The following is a 17,375-nucleotide window of genomic DNA, read 5'->3' on the forward strand; positions in this document are numbered from 1 at the left end:
TCGGTCGTCTACTGGACTGCTCCCCGACCTCGGGTGGATACTGGACCCATGCCGAGCTGCACGCTCTTCGACACCGCCATCGGTCGCTGCGGTATCGCCTGGACCGACGACGGAGTAGCCGCGGTTGCGCTGCCCGAACCGTCGGACGAGGCAATGATCGACTACCTGACCGGCTTCGGTGCGGCAGAAGGGCCGGTCGACGCACTGGCCGCCGATGCCATCGACCGGATCACCGGACTCCTCGACGGCCGTGCCGTCGACTTGAGGCCGATACCGCTGGTGCTCGACGTTTCGGAGTTCGATGCGTCGGTGTACACCGTGTGCAGCGACATCCCTCGGGGCGCGACACTCACCTACGGCGACATCGCTCGCAGACTCGGCCATCCCGGTGCGGCGCAAGCGGTCGGCGGTGCACTCGGCCGCAACCCGGTGCCGATCATCGTTCCGTGCCACCGTGTGCTCGGTGCAGGCAGCGAAGTCGGCGGCTTCTCCGCGCCGGGTGGAGCGAACACCAAACAACGAATTCTTGGCATAGAAGGCGTACCGGGATTCGACGAGCCCACATTGTTCTGAATCAGAGCGCGGCGTTTATTCCGACCGTTCGACCGAATAAACCGCCGAAAACAGGGAGCAGAATTGTATTTCAGGCCGAAATTCCCAGTTCGGAAATAGGACCGTCGACCGCCGAGACCGATACAGCTTCCGGACCGGGGCTGACATCCGATTCCTCGCCCCGACCACCGATGGTGAACGCACCCACATCGGGCAGCCATCCGATGGCCCCGCGCTGGAAAAGGTTGTATCTGCCGGAGCCCGTCGGCGTCGGACGCTCGTTGCTGATCGGATAGCCAAGTGCCCCATAGGGTCCGCCGTGACCGAGGTACCAATCGAGTATGGGACCGTGCACCTCGTGCGCGCCACCTTCGGGAAGAGCGAACACAGTGGCATGGGTGAATTCGAGCATTCCGCCGCCCTCGGGACCGAGCATGAATTCACCGGCTTGAGCGCCGATCCAGGGATGTTCGTAAGTGAACCGATCGTATTGGTAGCTGAAAACTTCCAACCCGTTGTAATTTTCGGTCATCGCTGGAACCTCCGTCGCTTTACCTGAACCGATTATCCACGTCGGCGAGCAGATATGCAGCTCGATTCGGACATATATGTGGGATGCCGCAGAATTCGCTCTGTCTCGACCAGGCCTCACACACATGCGAAAGCCCCGAGGCTGGACGCCTCGGGGCTTTCGCATGTGGCAAGTTGCGTACCGCAGATTTCCTACCGCAGGATGTCCCGTCGAACGATGGTTTCGTCGCGACCCGGTCCGACGCCGATGCACGACATGTACGCGCCCGAGAGCTCTTCGAGACGCAGGACGTAGTTCTGCGCGTTGATGGGCAGTTCCTCGAACGTGCGGGCGCCGGAGATGTCTTCCCACCAACCGGGCATCTCTTCGTAGATCGGCTTCGCGTGATGGAAACCGGTCTGCGTCATCGGCATCTCGTCGTGCCGAACGCCGTCGACGTCGTACGCGACACAGATCGGCACCGTGTCCAGGCTGGACAGGACGTCGAGTTTGGTCAGGAAGTAGTCGGTGATGCCGTTGACGCGCGTGGCGTATCGCGCGATGACGGCGTCGAACCAGCCGGTGCGCCGTGCACGCCCGGTCGTCACGCCCACCTCGCCGCCCTGCTTGGCCAGGTACTCGCCGTGATTGTCGAACAGCTCCGTCGGGAACGGTCCCGAGCCGACACGCGTCGTGTACGCCTTCAGGATGCCGAGGACGGTCCCGATCTTGTTGGGGCCGATGCCGGAACCGACCGACGCGCCGCCCGCCGTCGGGTTCGAGGACGTGACGTAGGGGTACGTGCCGTGGTCGACGTCGAGCAGTGTGCCCTGCGAGCCCTCGAGCAGAATCGTCTCGCCGCGCTCGAGCGCCAGGTTCAACTGCAGCCTGGTATCGGTGATGCGATGCTTGAAGCCCTCGGCCTGCTCGAGCACCTCGTCGACCACCTGCTGCGAATCCAGTGCGCGCCGGTTGTAGATCTTCGAGAGCACCTGGTTCTTGAATTCCAGTGCGGCCTCGACCTTTTGGGTCAGGATCTTCTCGTCGAGCACATCCGCGGCCCGAACACCGACACGGGCGATCTTGTCCTGGTAGCACGGCCCGATTCCGCGCCCGGTGGTACCGATCTTCTTGGCCCCGAGGAAACGCTCGGTCACCTTGTCGATGGCTACGTGGTACGGCATGATCAGGTGCGCATCGGCACTGAGCAGCAGGTTCGAGGTGTCCACGCCGCGCTTCTCGAGGCCGTCGAGCTCGGTGAGGAGCACTCCCGGATCGACGACGACGCCATTGCCGATGACGTTCTTCACGCCCGGCGTGAGGATTCCCGACGGGATCAGGTGCAGAGCGAACTTGTCGCCGTTCGGCAGGACCACGGTGTGGCCGGCATTGTTACCGCCCTGGTAGCGCACCACCCACTGAAGTCGTTCGCCGAAAAGGTCGGTGGCTTTGCCTTTGCCCTCGTCGCCCCACTGGGCGCCGATCAGGACTATCGCCGGCATGTGCTCTCCTACGTTGCATTCGTGCGAGGACGTGCTGCAGATTTGCTCGAACGGACGCAGCAGTCACCATTTGTCGCAGGCGCGACAGTGGCCGGGAGAACAGTCTAGCCGAGCCGGTGAGCTGGCCCGCATGCCGCTACGGTGGAGTCGAAACGAGGGCACTATGGTCGCCTGAGGGTTCGACGAAGATCTAGGAGCGCCGTGACACCGTTCGTTCTGCACTGCGGGAACCCGCCGCTGCCGATCACGCTGACCGACGTCCCACTGCGCAGCGCCGACGCCGTACCGACCGACGACGACTGCAGCGGGATCTTCTCCGACATCGAATCGGTCCCTGCCCCCCGCATCATCGTCCTGGGCGACGATGCCTCCCTGGCCGCCGTGCTGACCCGACTGATGCGCACCGACCGCCTGCACGTCGAACTCGCTTTCGTGCCCGACACGGCCACCGACGCAGCGCACATCTACAAACTCGGCACCGGATCACGCGCCGCGAAAGTGGCACTGACAGGCTCGGCGTCGGGCACTCCCCTCATTCGCGACGACGCGGGCAAGGCGGTGGTCGGCCGGGCACTTCTCGGCGGGGCCGACGGAGCCGAACTCGAGGGCGAGGCCTACGTCGACGACACTCGCCTGTTCTCCGGCGTCGTACCCGGCGTCGAGGTGGCACCGACCGCGGAACTGCCCGGCCTTCGTGCGCGCGTGATCAGCCGACGACGTCTTCTACCCCGCCGCTGGGTGAGCGGGCGCGCAATGCAACTCGGTTCCCCTGCCGCGAACCTGATGCGCGACGGCATCGCCGGCGACCGAACGGTGAAGAGATCGACGTTCTACCGGCACCATCAGGAGTGGTTGCTGGTCCGATGACCGTTCCCTTGCGTCGCAGTCCCGTCCTGCCGAGCCCGGTCTTCGTCGCCGTTCTCGCCGTCGCAGGAGTGGGCGGCGCAGTGGCGTGGACAGCCGAGGACGTCACGTCCACCGCTGCACGCCTCGGGGTGTTCGTTCTGGTACTGGCCGGCTGGATCGCCTCGGTGTGCCTGCACGAATTCGGTCACGCGTTCACCGCGTTTCGCGCCGGGGATCGCGAGGTCGAGCTCCGCGGCTACCTGACGCTCAACCCGCTGAAGTACACCCACCCGTTGCTCTCGATCGTCTTGCCGGTCGTATTCATCGCGATCGGCGGAATCGGACTGCCGGGCGGTGCCGTATATCTGCGCACCGGCCAGTTCTCGGCATCGACGCAGCGGCGCATCGCCCTCGCCGGTCCGTTCGCCAATGCCGTTCTCGCCGTGTTACTTCTGATCGTCATTCGCGTGTTCGGCACGGACGGGACCCATCAGGCCTTCTGGTACGGGCTCAGCTTCCTGGCCTTCCTGCAGATCATGGCCACGATCCTCAACCTGATTCCGGTGCCGGGACTCGACGGATACGCCGCACTCGAACCCTCGCTCTCGCCCGCCACCCGTGCATCGATGAACCAGTTCAAGGGCTACGGAATCCTCGTTCTCGTGGCATTGCTGTTCGTGCCGGCAGTCAATTCGGCATTCTTCGGGGCGATCTACACCCTCTTCGGATTGTCCGGTGTTCCCGAGTTCTTCGCCGGCAACGGTAACTTCCTGATGCGATTCTGGCTGTGACTCAACTGTTCTCGCTCACGATGCTCGCCGCGACATCACGCAGCGATCGTCGCAGCGAAGCCGGCCCCAGCACACTGACTCCCCCGCCGAGCGCGATCAGCTGAGCGAGTGCGACCTCCTCGCTCTCGAGCATCAACTCCACCTCGGTCCAGCCGTCACTGTCGGCCGTGCCCAGATCCGGCGTGGCCGCGACTCCGATCACCCGAGGCAGGGCACGCACTGCGTTGTCGGACAATCGGACTCGACAGGGGAACCTCAGCAACGACCGATCGAACTCCACCATCGACGCATCCCACCACTGCGCGAGGTCGAACCCGACCGGCCGAAGCACGTCGGTAGCCTGCTCCACCACGCTCTCGATCCGGTCGACCCGAAACGACAGGATGCGCGCACCGCGAGTGGCCACCAAGTACCAGACCGACGCCTTCACCACCAGGCCGAGTGGCCCGACGACCCGGCTCCCCCCGCGGTAACGGATCTCGATCTCCCGACCACCGAGCACCGTCCGCGCCAAGACGGGCACCAACTCGTTCGCAACGGGCGCGGTGAACCAACCGGGAACATCGACGTGCACACGCTCACGCCACAGCTGCGCGCTCGCCCGGAGCGAGACCGGCAGCGCGCCGAGGAGCTTGCTCTCGGCAGCGGCGGTGGCGTCGGACAAGCCGAGGTCGGCCGCAACCGACGGCATACCGAGCAGCATCAGCGCCGACGTTTCGGTACCGGTCATGCCGGTCAGTTTCGACTGCCACCCGTCGAGCAATCGGATGCCGCCGCCGGGGCCGGGTTCGGTCCACAGCGGCACGCCCGCGGCCCCGAGCGCGCCGATGTCGCGGTAGATCGTGCGTACCGATACCTCGACCTCGTCCGCAAGGGACTGCGCGGTCGCCTGTCGCCCCTCTTGGAGCAACAACATGATCCGAAGCAACCGTGCGGAACGCATCTGCCCGATATTACTGACACACGATGTCAGTGATGGGGGTCGATACTCGCAACATGACGACGTGGAAAGACTTCTCGACAACCGCCCCGAACCTCGCATCGGCCGTACAGGCCAGATTCACCGCTCACAAACACCATGTGCTCGCGACGCTCCGCGCGGACGGCTCACCGCGGGTGAGCGGCACCGAGGTCGAGTTCGACGACAGTGGCGTCCTGCGCCTCGGTTCGATGCTCGGTGCCGTCAAGGCACGGGATCTGCAGCGCGACGGACGATTCGCGCTGCACAGCAATCCAGGGCATCACTCGATGGAGGGCGGGGATGCGAAGATCGGCGGTCGAGCCGTCGAAATCACCGATCCGGCTGCGCTGCAACCGATATTCGACGCTGCACCGGGCGAACTGGTGCCGTATCACGTGTTCGATCTCGACATCACCGAGGTCGTCCTGACGTCACTGGTGGACGATCACATGCAGATCGACGTGTGGCGTCCGGGCTTCGAGATACGCACGGTCACCAGGTGAGCTCTTCCTTGCAGGTCCGGCCGTGCGCGGTCGGTTCGACCTGAACCGTGGCGTGGTCGAGGCCGTAGGTGGACAACAGAGATCTGGCCCGGTCGAGCACCATCGACGACGACCCATCGCATTCGAGATGCACAGTGGCCACGTCCATTCCGGTGGTCAGCGTCCACACGTGCAGGTCGTGCACCCCCGTCACCCCCGGTAGCGCCGTCAGGTCGCCGGTCAACGCATCGACGTCGACGTGCCCTGGACTCGCCTGAGTGAGAATGCGCAGAGCCGAGCCGGCGAGCTTGATTGCGCGCGGGATCACCCACAGGGAGATCAGGACACCGACGACGATGTCGGCCCAGGTCCACTGAAACACGACCATCAGAACGCCTGCGACGAGCACCCCGACACTGCCGACTGCGTCGGCCAGAACTTCCATGTAGGCACCGCGCACTGCCAGGGAGTCCTTGGCATCGGCGCGAATGAGCAGCATGACGACGACATTGGCCGCGAGACCGGCTGTCGCAGTGAGGATGAGCGGTACGCCGGGGATTTCGGGAGCATCGCCGATGCGAGAGACCGCCTCGTACATGATGAACGCCGCGACACCCAGCAGTAGAACTGCATTCGCGATGGCAGTGAGCACCTCGGCCCGGTGCCAACCGAAAGTCCTTGCCGCGGCGGCACTTCCCTTGCGGGCCAGCAGAAGCGCGACCAACCCCATGGACATGCCGAGCACGTCGGTGAGCATGTGGCCTGCATCGGCGAGCAGACCGAGCGAACCGATGGCCACGGCCACGGTGGCCTCGACGACGAGGAACACCACCAGAATCGCCAACGCCACGACCATCTTGCGAATGCGGGCCTTGGGCGGCCCCACACCTGTGGACGAGTGACCGCCCACCCCGTGACTGTGCCCGTGACCCGCGCCCATGACTCCCCCTCGCTACCGATACCGACTTCCGGGAGTCACCATATGCGTACATACGCATATGTGCAATGGTGTGCGCTCAGGTCATTCCTCCGGCGGGACGTGCGGATGCTTCACCGTCGGCGGAAGCGTCGCCAACGCAGAAATACGCTTGAGGCCGGCGACCTGCAGCAAGTCGACGATGATCGACCGCAACTGCGCCAACACCACCGTCGCCGACAGGCCGGCGTTGGAGATCAACTCCGGCTTGGCACCGGCCGCGACCGACCGCAGCACTCGTGCTGCCTCCGCCGCATCCGGCTTCTGCCCCGGATCGGCGAGAATCATCTGCCGCAACACCTCCACGGCATGCGCCAGCTTCTCCACCTCGTCGACGACGCGCGGATCGAGAATCTCGTCGTCTCGTACCAGCGTCAGCGATCGCCGAGCGAGCACCCGGATGTTGCGGACGGCATTGTCGATCGGATCGGCCGTCGCCGCGAGGGCCGCCAGGCGATTGCGGTGATTCCAGTACATCGGCGAGATCCGGGCAATTTCCCGGCCTCCCTTGAGGTCGGTCCGCAGAGCATCGATACCCGACTGCGTTGCACGCGCCTTACGCAACGCCTCCTCGATCGGTTTGGGATCGTTCGCCACCAAACCGTCGGCTACCTTCTGCAGCACACTTGCAGCCGTCGCCAACACGCTCGCCGCATCCTTGCGTGCACGCCACACCGGATGTGTCGGAATCAACGCCACGATCGCGATGCCCACCAGACCGCCGACCAACGCGTCGACCATGCGGTTGGGGCCACCCATGTTGCCCGGCGGGATCAGGGTCGCCACCAGAACCGCGGACGATCCGGCCTGCATCGCGATGATCGGACCGCCGTCGAGGAACACCGCGGCCGACATCGCCAACACGACCACCAACGCGATCTGCCACGGCCCGCTACCGATCAGCGAGATGAGCAGATCGCCGACGCCGATGCCCACCGTCACTCCGACGACGAGCTCCGCCGATCGGCGCAGGCGAGCTCCGAGCGATACGCCCAGCGAGACGACCGCGGCGATCGGTGCGAAGAACGGGCTCTCGTGACCGACGATGTCCGTCGCGACGAACCACGCCACACCTGCCGCCAACGCGCACTGAATGATGGGCAGCAGCGACAACTTCAACCGAGCACTGCCCGACTTCAGCCGGGTCCGGCCTCGCGCCCGGCTGGCGCGGGCCCGATCAGCCCAGGCCGAGCGCTTCTGCTGCCTTGGGGTCACAGTCTTCGAGGAGGTCGAGGCAGCGGGCGTACTCGTCGTTCTCGTTGATGTCGCGGGCGGCTTTGGCGAGGACTGCGACGCATCGGAGGAATCCGCGGTTGGGCTCATGGCTGTACGGGACCGGCCCGAATCCCTTCCATCCATTACGACGCAACTGGTCCAGACCTCGGTGATATCCGGTGCGCGCATAGGCGTACGCGGTGATGGTGGCGCCCGACTCGAGAGATGCCTCGGCCAGGTAGGCCCAGGCGATCGACGCCGTCGGATGCGCAGCTGCGACCGTCTCGGGAGCCTCGTGGTTCAGCAGCGCGGATTCGGCCTCGTCGTCGCCGGGCAACAGTGTGGGTTGGGGTCCGAGCAGATCACCGAAAGAAGTCATGGCGCTCATTGTGCCCCTACGTCACCGAATCGTGTCCGAACACCCCCGGTGGCGCTCGCGCCGAGCCGCAGTCACGGTGGATAGGCTGCCAGCTGACGAAATCGAGACCACGTGGGTTTTCGGACGATTCGGTGAACGAGGGAGAATGCATGCCGGACGAGAACAAGAAGGCGTCCTCCGAGGCCGATGCAGCCACCGAGGCCGACGCAGCAACCGAGAAGATCGATCTGGGCAAGAAGAAGCAGGTCGACGATTCCGCAGGAATCCAGACGGAGAAAATCGACCTCGACGCCGAACCCCAGCCGAAGGACAAGCCCGAGACAGAGGACGCGGCGACCGAGAAGATCGCCACAGTTCCAACCGAAACGCCTGCAGCTCCGGCCGCGAAACCGGTCGTCTCGCAGACTGCCAAACCTACCGCGGCCCCGCGTCGCATCCCGCCGCGGGGCCCGTCCGATAGTTTTGCGAAACCCGTTGCAGCAGAACAGAAAATACCGGCAGCAGTGCCTCCACCGGTCGGACCTCGGAAAATCGAGCCGCAGCAGGCCGCACCCAAGCAGGCCGCACCCAAGCAGGCCGCACCCAAGCAGGTCGGGCCCCAGCGCATCGGGCCCGCGCCCGCAGGGCCGGGACAGCCGAGTCACAAGAAGTGGTGGGCGGCGCTGGTGGCCGCAATCGTCGTGATCGCGGCGGTGGCCGCCGGGGCATATCTGCTCGTCGACCGGACGAGCGAGGACAACTCACCCGAGGCGCAGATCCGGTCCACGGTCGAATCGTTCACCAGGGCACTGGCCGGCGGTGACCTGGCCACGCTGCGCAGCACCTCGTGTGGGGATCTGGCGACGTTCTACCGCGACATCCCGGACTCCGAATTCGCCGATGTCCACCGCGTCTCGGTGGAACAGGGCAGCATCCCGAATCTCGACAGCATCGACGCCATCCAGGTCGGCGACGACACCACCGCGATCGCTCAAGTCATCGCGCACACCGATGCCAATCCGAACGACAGGTCGCCGCGCACCTTCGACCTGCGCCTGGAAGGCGATCAGTGGAAGGTGTGCAGCTGACGCTGCATGTGCGCAGAAACTCGTAGCAGAGCACGAGTTTCCGCGCACGTGCGGCGAAGCCGCTCTATCCTGCGGATACGCTGCGGCCTGCGGACTTCAGGTCGTTGCACGCCTCGATGACACGGGCGGTCATACCGGCCTCGGCCTTCTTGAGGTAGCTGCGCGGGTCGTAGGCCTTCTTGTTGCCCACCTCGCCGTCGACCTTGAGCACACCGTCGTAGTTGGAGAAGAAGTGTCCGGCGATGGGGCGGCTGAACGCGTACTGGGTGTCGGTGTCGACGTTCATCTTCACGACGCCGTACTCGAGGGCCTCTTCGATTTCGCTCTTCGCCGAGCCCGATCCGCCGTGGAAGACGAAGTCGAACGGCTTGGAACCCGATGCCAGGCCGAGCTTCTCCGAAGCAACCTTCTGGCCGTCAGCGAGCACCGATGGCTTGAGCTTGACGTTGCCCGGCTTGTACACGCCGTGCACGTTGCCGAACGTCGCTGCCAGCAGGTACCGCGAGCCCGCATCACCTGCGCCGAGCGCCTCGACGGTCTTGAGGAAGTCTTCGTTGGAGGTGTAGAGCTTGTCGTTGATCTCGGCCTCGACGCCGTCTTCCTCGCCGCCGACGACGCCGATCTCGACCTCGAGAATGATGTTCGCCGCTGCAGCGCGGGCCAACAGGTCCTTGGCGATCTCGAGGTTCTCGTCGATCGGGATGGCCGAGCCGTCCCACATGTGCGACTGGAACAGCGGGTTCTTTCCTGCGTCGACGCGTTCCTGTGAGATCGCGATCAGCGGTCGAACGTACGTGTCCAGCTTGTCCTTGGGGCAGTGGTCGGTGTGCAACGCGATGGTGACGTCGTACTTGGCGGCGATCACGTGCGCGAACTCGGCCAGCGCCACTGCGCCGACGACCATGTCCTTGATGCCGAGGCCCGATCCGAACTCGGCACCTCCGGTGGAGAACTGGATGATGCCGTCGCTACCCGCGTCGGCGAAGCCCTTGATGGCGGCATTGATGGACTCGGAACCCACACAGTTGATTGCCGGAAAGGCGAACTTGTGTTCCTTCGCCCGGCCCAGCATCTCGGCGTAGACCTCGGGAGTTGCGATAGGCACGGCGTCATTCCTCCATTGAAAGTTCGATTGTGTCCTGTGCAGTATGGCAACCTCCCGGCGCGGTGTCGTGCGTACCCGCATCCCTGAGGTCATTCCACAGGCGCACCGAGAACGACGAACAGGCCATCGCGTTCACAGCCGGGCGACACCATCTATTCAGGACTTACCAGTTTCGGCCGGTAGTGTGGGCGCGGTGAGTCTCCTAGCTGCCTCGGAATCCGTGACGACGAACCTGGCCCTTTTGCCTGGATTCCTCGACCCGGTGAACCTGCTCAACTCTTTCGGTCACTGGGTGCTGATCGGGCTCCTGCTGGTGGTGTTCATCGAGTCCGGACTGCTGTTTCCGCTGCTCCCTGGCGATTCACTGCTCTTCACGGCAGGATTGATCGCGGCGTCGAAGTCCACCGAGATCGAGCCGTTCGCGTCCATCTGGACTCTCGTCATCCTGATTCCGATTGCGGCCATCCTCGGCGATCAGGTCGGCTACCTCATCGGCACCAAGGGTGGCGCGGCCCTGTTCAAGAGCAACGATTCGCGATTCTTCAAGAAGAAGTACATCGACGAATCGCACCTGTTCTTCGAAAAGCACGGTCCGATCACCATCATCCTGGCTCGCTTCGTGCCGATCGTGCGGACGTTCGCGCCGGTCGTCGCCGGTGCGTCGCACATGAAGTACTCACTGTTCCTCACGTACAACGTCGTCGGCGGCATCCTGTGGGGCGCGGGTGTGACGGTACTGGGATACCTGCTCGGGCAGATCGCGTTCATCCGTGAGCACGTCGACATCATCTTCCTGATCATCGTTGCCGTGTCCGTACTGCCCATCGTCATCGAGGTCGGCAAGCGCATGATCAAAGCCCGCAAGACTCCGCTCGGCGAGGCGGCCGACGCACTAGAGGCCGACGCCCCGGACGCCAAGTCCTGACCGAGATCCTCCGAAAGTGATCGAGTCCATGTCGTCGCTTACCACTGCGCTGCCGACCGTCTCCGTTCAGGCAGTCGGCAGCTTCGGCCCGCTGCAGACGGCAGGGCCCCTCGTCGTGTGGATCGTCGTGATGACGTTCGTGTTCATCGAATGCGCCGTGATCATCGGACTGTTCCTGCCCGGCGATTCGATGCTGATCACCGCAGGAATCGTGATGGCGACGCACGCGTCGGGCACCGGTCACATCTGGGCTCTGTCGCTCGGTGCGATGGTCGCCGCAATCGCGGGCAATCAGGTGGGATACATGATCGGCCACCGGACCGGCTCGACACTGGTGGCCCGCAAGAACGGCAAGTACCTCAACACCAAGAACCTGCACAAGGTGAATCTGCTCCTCGAGAAGCACGGATTCTGGGCTGTGCTCGTTGCGCGCTGGATTCCGTGGGTGCGCACTCTGTGCCCGCTCGTCGCGGGTGCCGCGAAGATGGATCACCGCAAGTACACGGTCGCCAGCACCCTCGGCGCAATCATCTGGGCCCCGGTGTTGCTGCTGATCGGGTTCTACTTCGGCTCGTTCATCGAAGGCATACCGTGGCTGATGCCCGTCGTCCTGATCAGCATGATCGTGCTGCTCGTCGTCGGAACCGGGCTCGGCATCTGGCAGTACCGCAAGGAAATGTCGCGCCCCGAGGAGATCATCGAGGTCGACGAGGTAGTCGAGTAGGGCGGAACCTAGTGTCCTGCAGCCGAGACTCGGTAGGCGGCTTCCATCAGCATCCAGCCGCTCAGCTGCACCGATAGGTCTCTCTCGGGTACGTCGGACGGTCGCACCGTGCCTTCGGTGAAGGTGGCGATGTGCAGTCCTTGCCCGGGGAATCGCGCCTCGCGGTTCCAGTCGGCTCCGAACAGCGGGTTGTCCTCCACTTCGAGTCGGTTCTCCCATGCGGCCTCGGCCGAGTTCAGGACGATCGCCGCGGCAAGTTCGCGGGCACGGTCGTCCGCCTCCGAGTCCCCTGGCAGCTCGACCGCGACCACCGCCAGGTAACGCGCGAGGATGGCGTTGAACAGGCCGCCGTCTCCCCCGCCGCCGCCGGTGATGACCAGGTTGCGGGTCAGGTGGTTCTCCACGGCGTCGACCAGCGCGTGGACCCGCTCGGCATGCCTCGGGTGGCCGAGCCGAATCGCGAGTTCGGTTTCGAGACCCAGGGTGACGCCCTGGCAGTAGCTGTAGATCGCGCGTTCGACCTGTCCCGGTTCACCCGCGTCGACGAGTGCGCGGGTGGAGTGCACTCCGTCGATGATCAAGCCGGTTCGGGGGTCCCTCAGGGTGCGGTCCATCCAGTCGGACATCTCCTGGGCCCGCCACAGTCGGCCGGTGCGCGCGAGCATGATCGCGGCAGGACCGTTGGCCGGGGCGTTGTAGAAGTCGGACTTCTTGCGCCACGGGATGCCTCCGCCCTCGGCCGGGGCCCAGGCATCGAACAATTCCATCTCGATCTGCTGGATGCCGCCGCGATTGCCCACGAAATGCTGCCGCTGCGCGCGCTCGAGCGCCAACCCGAGCCACGCCATGTCGTCGTAGTAGTTGTTGGTCCACCCGCTGATGTTGCGGGTTCGGTGCGCTCGGGTGATCTTGTTCAGACGCCGACGACGCTTGGCGGTGAGATCGCGGTCGGCGGCATCGACCGCGCAATCGAGAAGGTGCGCCTGCCACCAGTAGTGCCAACGCAGGAACAGCCGCTCCCGGCGAACCGGTGGCCAGGCGACGACTCCGAGCGTCGTGCCCGGCAGACCCCACAGCCGACGCATGTGCCGCGCGACGACGGCCCCCTCCGCAGCGTCCGCACGCTGCGACCACAACTCCTGCATACCGAGATCCTGCCACTACCGTTGCTGATTCGTTACATGCCGCCCCGGAACGGACGTGGCCTCACCATGCGTCGTCGAGATCTGCGTGCCGCCTGATCCACGAGTGCATGGCAATCCCGGCAGCGACACCAGCATTGATGCTCCGAGTGGATCCGAATTGAGCGATCGATACCGTCATCGACGCCGACTCACGGGCACTCTCGGTGACGCCCGGTCCCTCCTGACCGAAGAGCAGAAGGCAGTCCCGCGGCAGATCGGCCGTCTCGATGGGGACCGACCCAGGAGTGTTGTCGACGGCGACGACGACGAGCCCGTGTTCGGCCGCGAACGCCATCAGCGCCTCCACCGAGTCGTGGTGATGGATGTGCTGGTACCGGTCGGTGACCATCGCACCGCGGCGGTTCCATCGACGTCGCCCGACGATATGCACGGCCTGGGCGGCGAAGGCGTTGGCGGTGCGCACGACGGTGCCGATGTTGGCGTCGTTGGTGAAGTTCTCGATGGCGACGTGCAACGGGTGGCGTCGAGTATCGATGTCGGCAACGATCGCCTCCCGTCGCCAATATCGATAGGCGTCGACGACGTTCCGGCGGTCACCGTCGGCGAGAAGCTCGGGATCCAGCCGCGGATCGTCGGGTGGTGGTTCGGCATGGGTCTCCGCCCACGGTCCGACGCCGTGCGGATTCTCGCCCCACTCGGTCGGGCCGACGTCCTCCGACGGCGAAGCGCTCTCGCCGCTCAATAGATTTCGTTGCTGTCGGCCGCGATGCGGAATCCGTGGCCGGTCGCGTCGTCGACGCACGAGATGCCGTTCTCGGCGGACGTGCAGGTGAAGCCGGCTTCCGCGATGGTCGCGCCCACCGCGAGTGGTGGATCGATCGACTCCCCGCCCGAGGTGTACACCACCCCACCCGCGCACATGAAAGCCGCGGGACCGTCGTTGGTGACTCGAATACCGTTGCCCCAGTTGATCATACAATCGTCGGGTCGCGGCGGCACCGGCGTGGTGGTGCCCTGGCACCCGGCCTCGGTGCGGCTCGCCAACGGCACGATGCCGCACTGGAACAGACCGTCGGGGGAACTGAAGTAGTACGCGCCCCCGATGGCGGCGTAGGTCGTCTGCGGTTCGACCGTGGGCGGCGGTTCCGCCGGAGGCGGAGGAGGCGGTAGCGGCACCTCGGTAGTCGTGATCGGCGGGGCGGTGGTGGGCGCTGCCGTGGTCGTCGTTACCGCGGGCGTGGTGGTCGACGGCGGCGGAGACTGAGCCGCGGATTCACCACTGCATCCGGCGAGAACGAGAGCGGAGGCTGCGGCGATCCCGATCACCCCAGCCCGTACCGAACGAATTTTCCTTGCCCTGCTCGACCCGAACGTGCTCAGCATGAAAAAACCCCGACCCACCTTTCGACACCGACTGCTCGAAGGACCGACGATACCGGCGTCAGGGCCGGCATCGTCCGGCGAGGAGTTCTAGGTGTGGCTCAGGCGCCGGTTGACCTCACGAGTGAGCCATGCGGGCGAGAAGCGCGATCCGAGCGAGAGCGCCTTGGAAGGCAAGCCGACCGGGAAATGCACCTTGTGCAACCGACGCTTCACCGGACGGGTCGCCGCGAAGATCGCGTCGGACACATCTTTCACGGTCAGTTTGATACCCAACGAGCTCGTGGTGCCCGTCGAGACGCCCTGGGTCATCGCCGTCTGGACGAACAGCGGCCACATGGCCTTGACCGAGATGTCGTACTTGCTCCACTCGAGGTCCAACGCCTCGGTGATGCCGCGCACCGCGAACTTGGTTGCGCCGTACGTCACCAACTCGGGCTGACCGTAGATGGCCGACGCGGAGCACAGGTTGACGACCTGCGCGCCCGGTGTGTCCTTCAGGTAAGGGAACGCCGCGAGGGTGCCGTAGATGACCCCGTTGACGTTGATGTCGATCTGACGACGGTGCACCGCGAGCGGCATGTCCTCGAACGCACCCGCGGCCAGAATTCCGGCGTTGTTGATCAGGATGTCGAGTCGACGACCGTCGCCCTCGGCGACGAACTCCTTCAACCGGGTTTCCCACTGATCGGAGTTGGTTACATCCAAGATGCCGGTGACGACGCGGCCGCTGAGCGAGGCAGCTTCCTTGCCGAGCGATGCCAAGCCGGTCTCGTCGATGTCGTAGGCACCGACGAGGTAGCCACTGGCAGCGAACTTGAGAGCCGTCGCGCGGCCGATACCGGCTGCTGCGCCTGAGATGAAGACAGTTGGTCGAGTCACATCGATCACCGTACATGTAACCCTACTTGCCGGTAACCCCCTATCGTCGAATATCGAACAACCGCCGTCGGCGGCTCAGGAGCACCGAAGTGAACAACGCGAGAATCGTGCGATCCGTCGTCATCGTGACGATCGGCTACGGGGTCGTCCTGGCGATCTGGATCGGCTGGCTGCAGCCCCGGACTCCGCCCGGAACGCTTCCGTACCAGCTGGCGGCCCTGGTGGCCGGATTCGGCGCCGCTCTCGGACTGGCGATGATGATCGCCGGACGCCCCACGCGTGAGCAGAAACAACTGATCGAACACGGCGTCGAGGGCTGGGCGACGGTGGACGCCATCCGCCGAATCGACGACGACACCGCCGAGCTCGACCTCGAATTCACGGTTCCGGGATCGGCCAGCTACTTCGGAAAGATCGTCTACGACATACCGAATTCCGACACCTCGCGGTTCGAGCCCGGCACGGTGATCGCCGTCCGCGTCGATCCCGCCCACCGCGAACGGGTCCTGCTCCTACCTCGACCTCAGGGCCTCGACGAGTAGGACCTGCGCCGCCACATAGGTCGAGAGAACGATCGCCTCGGCTGCCCTGCGATGGCTCTCCTCGGTCAGAAACAGACGTCGGAACACGATCAGCGCATCGGAGGCGGTGAACAGCGCTCCGCCGATCATCAGCCGTCGATCGCCGCCCCGCGAGACCGCGCCCGCGGACAGCGTCGCGGTGGTTGCCAACACTGCCCCGTAGGCCGACAGGGTCGGCGCCACCGCTGGCTGCCGTCGGGCCAGGAGCACCGCCGCGGCCGCCCACCCCGCATACCTCGGGATCGCGTCGACCGGTGCGGGACGGGCACCCCGTCGGAGCAGCAGATACGTGTAGCTGCCCTGCATCACCGCGAACGCACGCGCACCCCATTCCAGGGCGGAGTCGTCGTCCGGATCGATCAACAGAACGTCGCCGACGGTAGCGGCCGCAAGGCCTGCCAACAGCACCCGATCACGCGCCGGATCGAGCCCGCTCGCCAGCGCCGGGACGATCAGCGGTTTGACTGCACGCTGCAACGACGAAGATCCCGTCCAAGCACCGACAACGGTCACCGCCCCCGCCGCCACCGCGGCCGCGCGAGCCCGCCGAACCCGACCGACACCCATTCCAGACCTCCACCGAAAAATCTCGTCACAGTGAAAGTCACATGTGACGCTGACCCCTATCGCTTGATACTCGCAGGTCGCGTCGCCATCGTGGAAAAGTCGGTCGGAAAATTTCGAGCAGTGGGGACCATCATGCGCCGCAAACTCACCGGGCAGGCCAGTTCTGCGCGCTCCGATGTCTTCGACCTCCCCAATCCGTTGCTCCGCGACTGCGACCTCCGTCAGGCGCGCATCAAGCGCTGGGTCACCGCCCTGCTCATCGTCATGGTTCCGGTGTCGCTGTGGATCGGTCTCAGCGCGCACGACGATCAGCAACAGCGGCTCGAAAATCAGAGAAACTCGATTCACCAGGTCACTGCGACCACGACCGACGTGGCAGAGACCGCATCGGTCGCATCGACCGAATTCGGATCGTCCGGCGCTGCAGCCGCCACCGCTGTCGACTCCCGCTGGGTATACCGGGGCATCGAACACACCGGACGCGTCAGCGTCGACACCGGTTCTCCGGTCGGGACCACCACCGAGATCTGGGTCGACAACAGCGGCAACCTGAGTTTGCGACCACTGACGTCGTCCGACGTCGCCGCCGCATCCATCTTCAACGCCATCGGTAGCTGGGTGCTGGCCGCGGTAGTTCTCATCGGCTTCTACCACCTGATGTGCTTCCGGTACGACGGTCGACGTAATGCGGAGTGGGATCGCGACATCGCCGATCTCCTGAGCCGACACTGACCGATCCCCTGATTCCTTCGGGATCAGGCCCGCGTTGCGATAGATAGTTAGT

Annotated in this window: 21 protein-coding genes; 9 read left to right on the forward strand and 12 right to left on the reverse strand. The window is 64.9% G+C overall.

Annotated elements, in window-relative coordinates; genetic code table 11:
• The first annotated feature begins 48 nt into the window (after positions 1–48).
• Positions 49–573 carry a methylated-DNA--[protein]-cysteine S-methyltransferase gene (locus CH275_RS23635; RefSeq protein ID WP_094680660.1) on the forward strand — a complete coding sequence of 175 codons (525 nt, stop codon included), beginning with the start codon at positions 49–51 and terminating at the stop codon, positions 571–573.
• Positions 574–643: 70 nt separating this feature from the next.
• Here CH275_RS23635 and CH275_RS23640 read toward each other — a convergent pair whose 3' ends face one another.
• Both CH275_RS23640 and CH275_RS23645 read right to left on the reverse strand, forming a co-directional pair.
• A complete protein-coding gene (locus CH275_RS23640) occupies positions 644–1,084 on the reverse strand; it encodes an LGFP repeat-containing protein (RefSeq protein WP_094680661.1) in 441 nt (146 codons plus the stop codon).
• Positions 1,085–1,275: 191 nt separating this feature from the next.
• Complete coding sequence (locus tag CH275_RS23645; RefSeq protein ID WP_094680662.1) at positions 1,276–2,565, reverse strand: adenylosuccinate synthase; 1,290 nt, start codon at positions 2,563–2,565, stop codon at positions 1,276–1,278.
• A 201-nt stretch (positions 2,566–2,766) separates the two neighbouring features.
• Between CH275_RS23645 and CH275_RS23650 the strand changes: the two genes are divergently transcribed.
• Complete coding sequence (locus CH275_RS23650) at positions 2,767–3,432, forward strand: hypothetical protein (RefSeq protein WP_179276314.1); 666 nt, start codon at positions 2,767–2,769, stop codon at positions 3,430–3,432.
• A complete protein-coding gene (locus CH275_RS23655) occupies positions 3,429–4,202 on the forward strand; it encodes a site-2 protease family protein (protein WP_094681087.1) in 774 nt (257 codons plus the stop codon). Before CH275_RS23650 ends, CH275_RS23655 begins: the two co-directional genes overlap by 4 nt.
• A 1-nt stretch (position 4,203) precedes the next feature.
• Here the strand turns inward: CH275_RS23655 and CH275_RS23660 are convergent, their stop codons facing one another.
• Complete coding sequence (locus CH275_RS23660) at positions 4,204–5,145, reverse strand: helix-turn-helix transcriptional regulator (RefSeq protein ID WP_094680663.1); 942 nt, start codon at positions 5,143–5,145, stop codon at positions 4,204–4,206.
• A 53-nt stretch (positions 5,146–5,198) separates the two neighbouring features.
• Here CH275_RS23660 and CH275_RS23665 point away from each other — a divergent pair, with 53 nt between their 5' ends.
• Positions 5,199–5,666, forward strand: a complete 468-nt coding sequence (locus CH275_RS23665; protein ID WP_094680678.1) for a pyridoxamine 5'-phosphate oxidase family protein — start codon at positions 5,199–5,201, stop codon at positions 5,664–5,666.
• Here the strand turns inward: CH275_RS23665 and CH275_RS23670 are convergent.
• The 3 genes from CH275_RS23670 to CH275_RS23680 form a co-directional block, all read right to left on the reverse strand.
• Positions 5,656–6,585 (reverse strand): cation diffusion facilitator family transporter, encoded by a 930-nt coding sequence (locus CH275_RS23670; RefSeq protein WP_094680664.1) that lies wholly within the window; start codon positions 6,583–6,585, stop codon positions 5,656–5,658. The genes CH275_RS23665 and CH275_RS23670 overlap by 11 nt on opposite strands.
• Before the next feature lie 81 nt (positions 6,586–6,666).
• The gene (locus tag CH275_RS23675) at positions 6,667–7,734 is read right to left on the reverse strand and encodes an FUSC family protein (RefSeq protein ID WP_179276367.1); all 1,068 of its coding nucleotides are present in this window, start codon (positions 7,732–7,734) and stop codon (positions 6,667–6,669) included.
• A gap of 64 nt (positions 7,735–7,798) precedes the next feature.
• On the reverse strand, positions 7,799–8,215 hold the full coding sequence (locus CH275_RS23680) for a DUF3151 domain-containing protein (RefSeq protein ID WP_094680677.1): 417 nt from the start codon (positions 8,213–8,215) through the stop codon (positions 7,799–7,801).
• Between the two features lie 149 nt (positions 8,216–8,364).
• On the opposite strand from CH275_RS23680, the gene CH275_RS23685 reads away from it, so the two are divergent.
• Positions 8,365–9,282, forward strand: a complete 918-nt coding sequence (locus CH275_RS23685) for an Rv0361 family membrane protein (RefSeq protein WP_143546866.1) — start codon at positions 8,365–8,367, stop codon at positions 9,280–9,282.
• 64 nt (positions 9,283–9,346) lie between these two features.
• Here the strand turns inward: CH275_RS23685 and fbaA are convergent, their stop codons facing one another.
• Positions 9,347–10,387: a class II fructose-bisphosphate aldolase gene (fbaA, locus tag CH275_RS23690; protein ID WP_094680666.1), complete on the reverse strand. Its 1,041-nt coding sequence runs from the start codon at positions 10,385–10,387 to the stop codon at positions 9,347–9,349.
• 184 nt (positions 10,388–10,571) lie between these two features.
• Between fbaA and CH275_RS23695 the strand changes: the two genes are divergently transcribed.
• Complete coding sequence (locus CH275_RS23695; protein WP_373453739.1) at positions 10,572–11,312, forward strand: VTT domain-containing protein; 741 nt, start codon at positions 10,572–10,574, stop codon at positions 11,310–11,312.
• A 28-nt stretch (positions 11,313–11,340) separates the two neighbouring features.
• Positions 11,341–12,036, forward strand: coding sequence for a DedA family protein (locus CH275_RS23700; RefSeq protein ID WP_094681090.1), 696 nt, complete (start codon positions 11,341–11,343; stop codon positions 12,034–12,036).
• 8 nt (positions 12,037–12,044) lie between these two features.
• Here CH275_RS23700 and CH275_RS23705 read toward each other — a convergent pair whose 3' ends face one another.
• From CH275_RS23705 to CH275_RS23720, 4 genes are all read right to left on the reverse strand, one after another.
• Positions 12,045–13,181: a glycoside hydrolase family 76 protein gene (locus tag CH275_RS23705; protein WP_094680668.1), complete on the reverse strand. Its 1,137-nt coding sequence runs from the start codon at positions 13,179–13,181 to the stop codon at positions 12,045–12,047.
• A gap of 61 nt (positions 13,182–13,242) precedes the next feature.
• On the reverse strand, positions 13,243–13,923 hold the full coding sequence (locus tag CH275_RS23710; RefSeq protein WP_094680669.1) for a TrmH family RNA methyltransferase: 681 nt from the start codon (positions 13,921–13,923) through the stop codon (positions 13,243–13,245).
• Entirely contained in the window at positions 13,920–14,564 is a 645-nt protein-coding gene (locus tag CH275_RS23715; protein ID WP_179276315.1) for a DUF6636 domain-containing protein, read from the reverse strand. The genes CH275_RS23710 and CH275_RS23715 overlap by 4 nt, the downstream gene beginning before the upstream one ends.
• Before the next feature lie 87 nt (positions 14,565–14,651).
• Entirely contained in the window at positions 14,652–15,443 is a 792-nt protein-coding gene (locus tag CH275_RS23720) for an SDR family oxidoreductase (RefSeq protein WP_256991189.1), read from the reverse strand.
• A gap of 89 nt (positions 15,444–15,532) precedes the next feature.
• Here CH275_RS23720 and CH275_RS23725 point away from each other — a divergent pair, with 89 nt between their 5' ends.
• On the forward strand, positions 15,533–15,985 hold the full coding sequence (locus CH275_RS23725) for a hypothetical protein (protein ID WP_094680671.1): 453 nt from the start codon (positions 15,533–15,535) through the stop codon (positions 15,983–15,985).
• Here the strand turns inward: CH275_RS23725 and CH275_RS23730 are convergent.
• Positions 15,956–16,591 carry a lysoplasmalogenase family protein gene (locus CH275_RS23730; protein WP_094680672.1) on the reverse strand — a complete coding sequence of 212 codons (636 nt, stop codon included), beginning with the start codon at positions 16,589–16,591 and terminating at the stop codon, positions 15,956–15,958. The two genes, CH275_RS23725 and CH275_RS23730, sit on opposite strands and share 30 nt — an antisense overlap.
• 30 nt (positions 16,592–16,621) lie before the next feature.
• Between CH275_RS23730 and CH275_RS23735 the strand changes: the two genes are divergently transcribed.
• Positions 16,622–17,323 (forward strand): Rv1733c family protein, encoded by a 702-nt coding sequence (locus CH275_RS23735; protein ID WP_094680673.1) that lies wholly within the window; start codon positions 16,622–16,624, stop codon positions 17,321–17,323.
• The last annotated feature ends 52 nt before the right edge of the window (positions 17,324–17,375 follow it).

This window comes from Rhodococcus sp. 06-235-1A (assembly GCF_002258785.1).
In the GTDB taxonomy this organism is placed as follows: domain Bacteria; phylum Actinomycetota; class Actinomycetes; order Mycobacteriales; family Mycobacteriaceae; genus Rhodococcoides.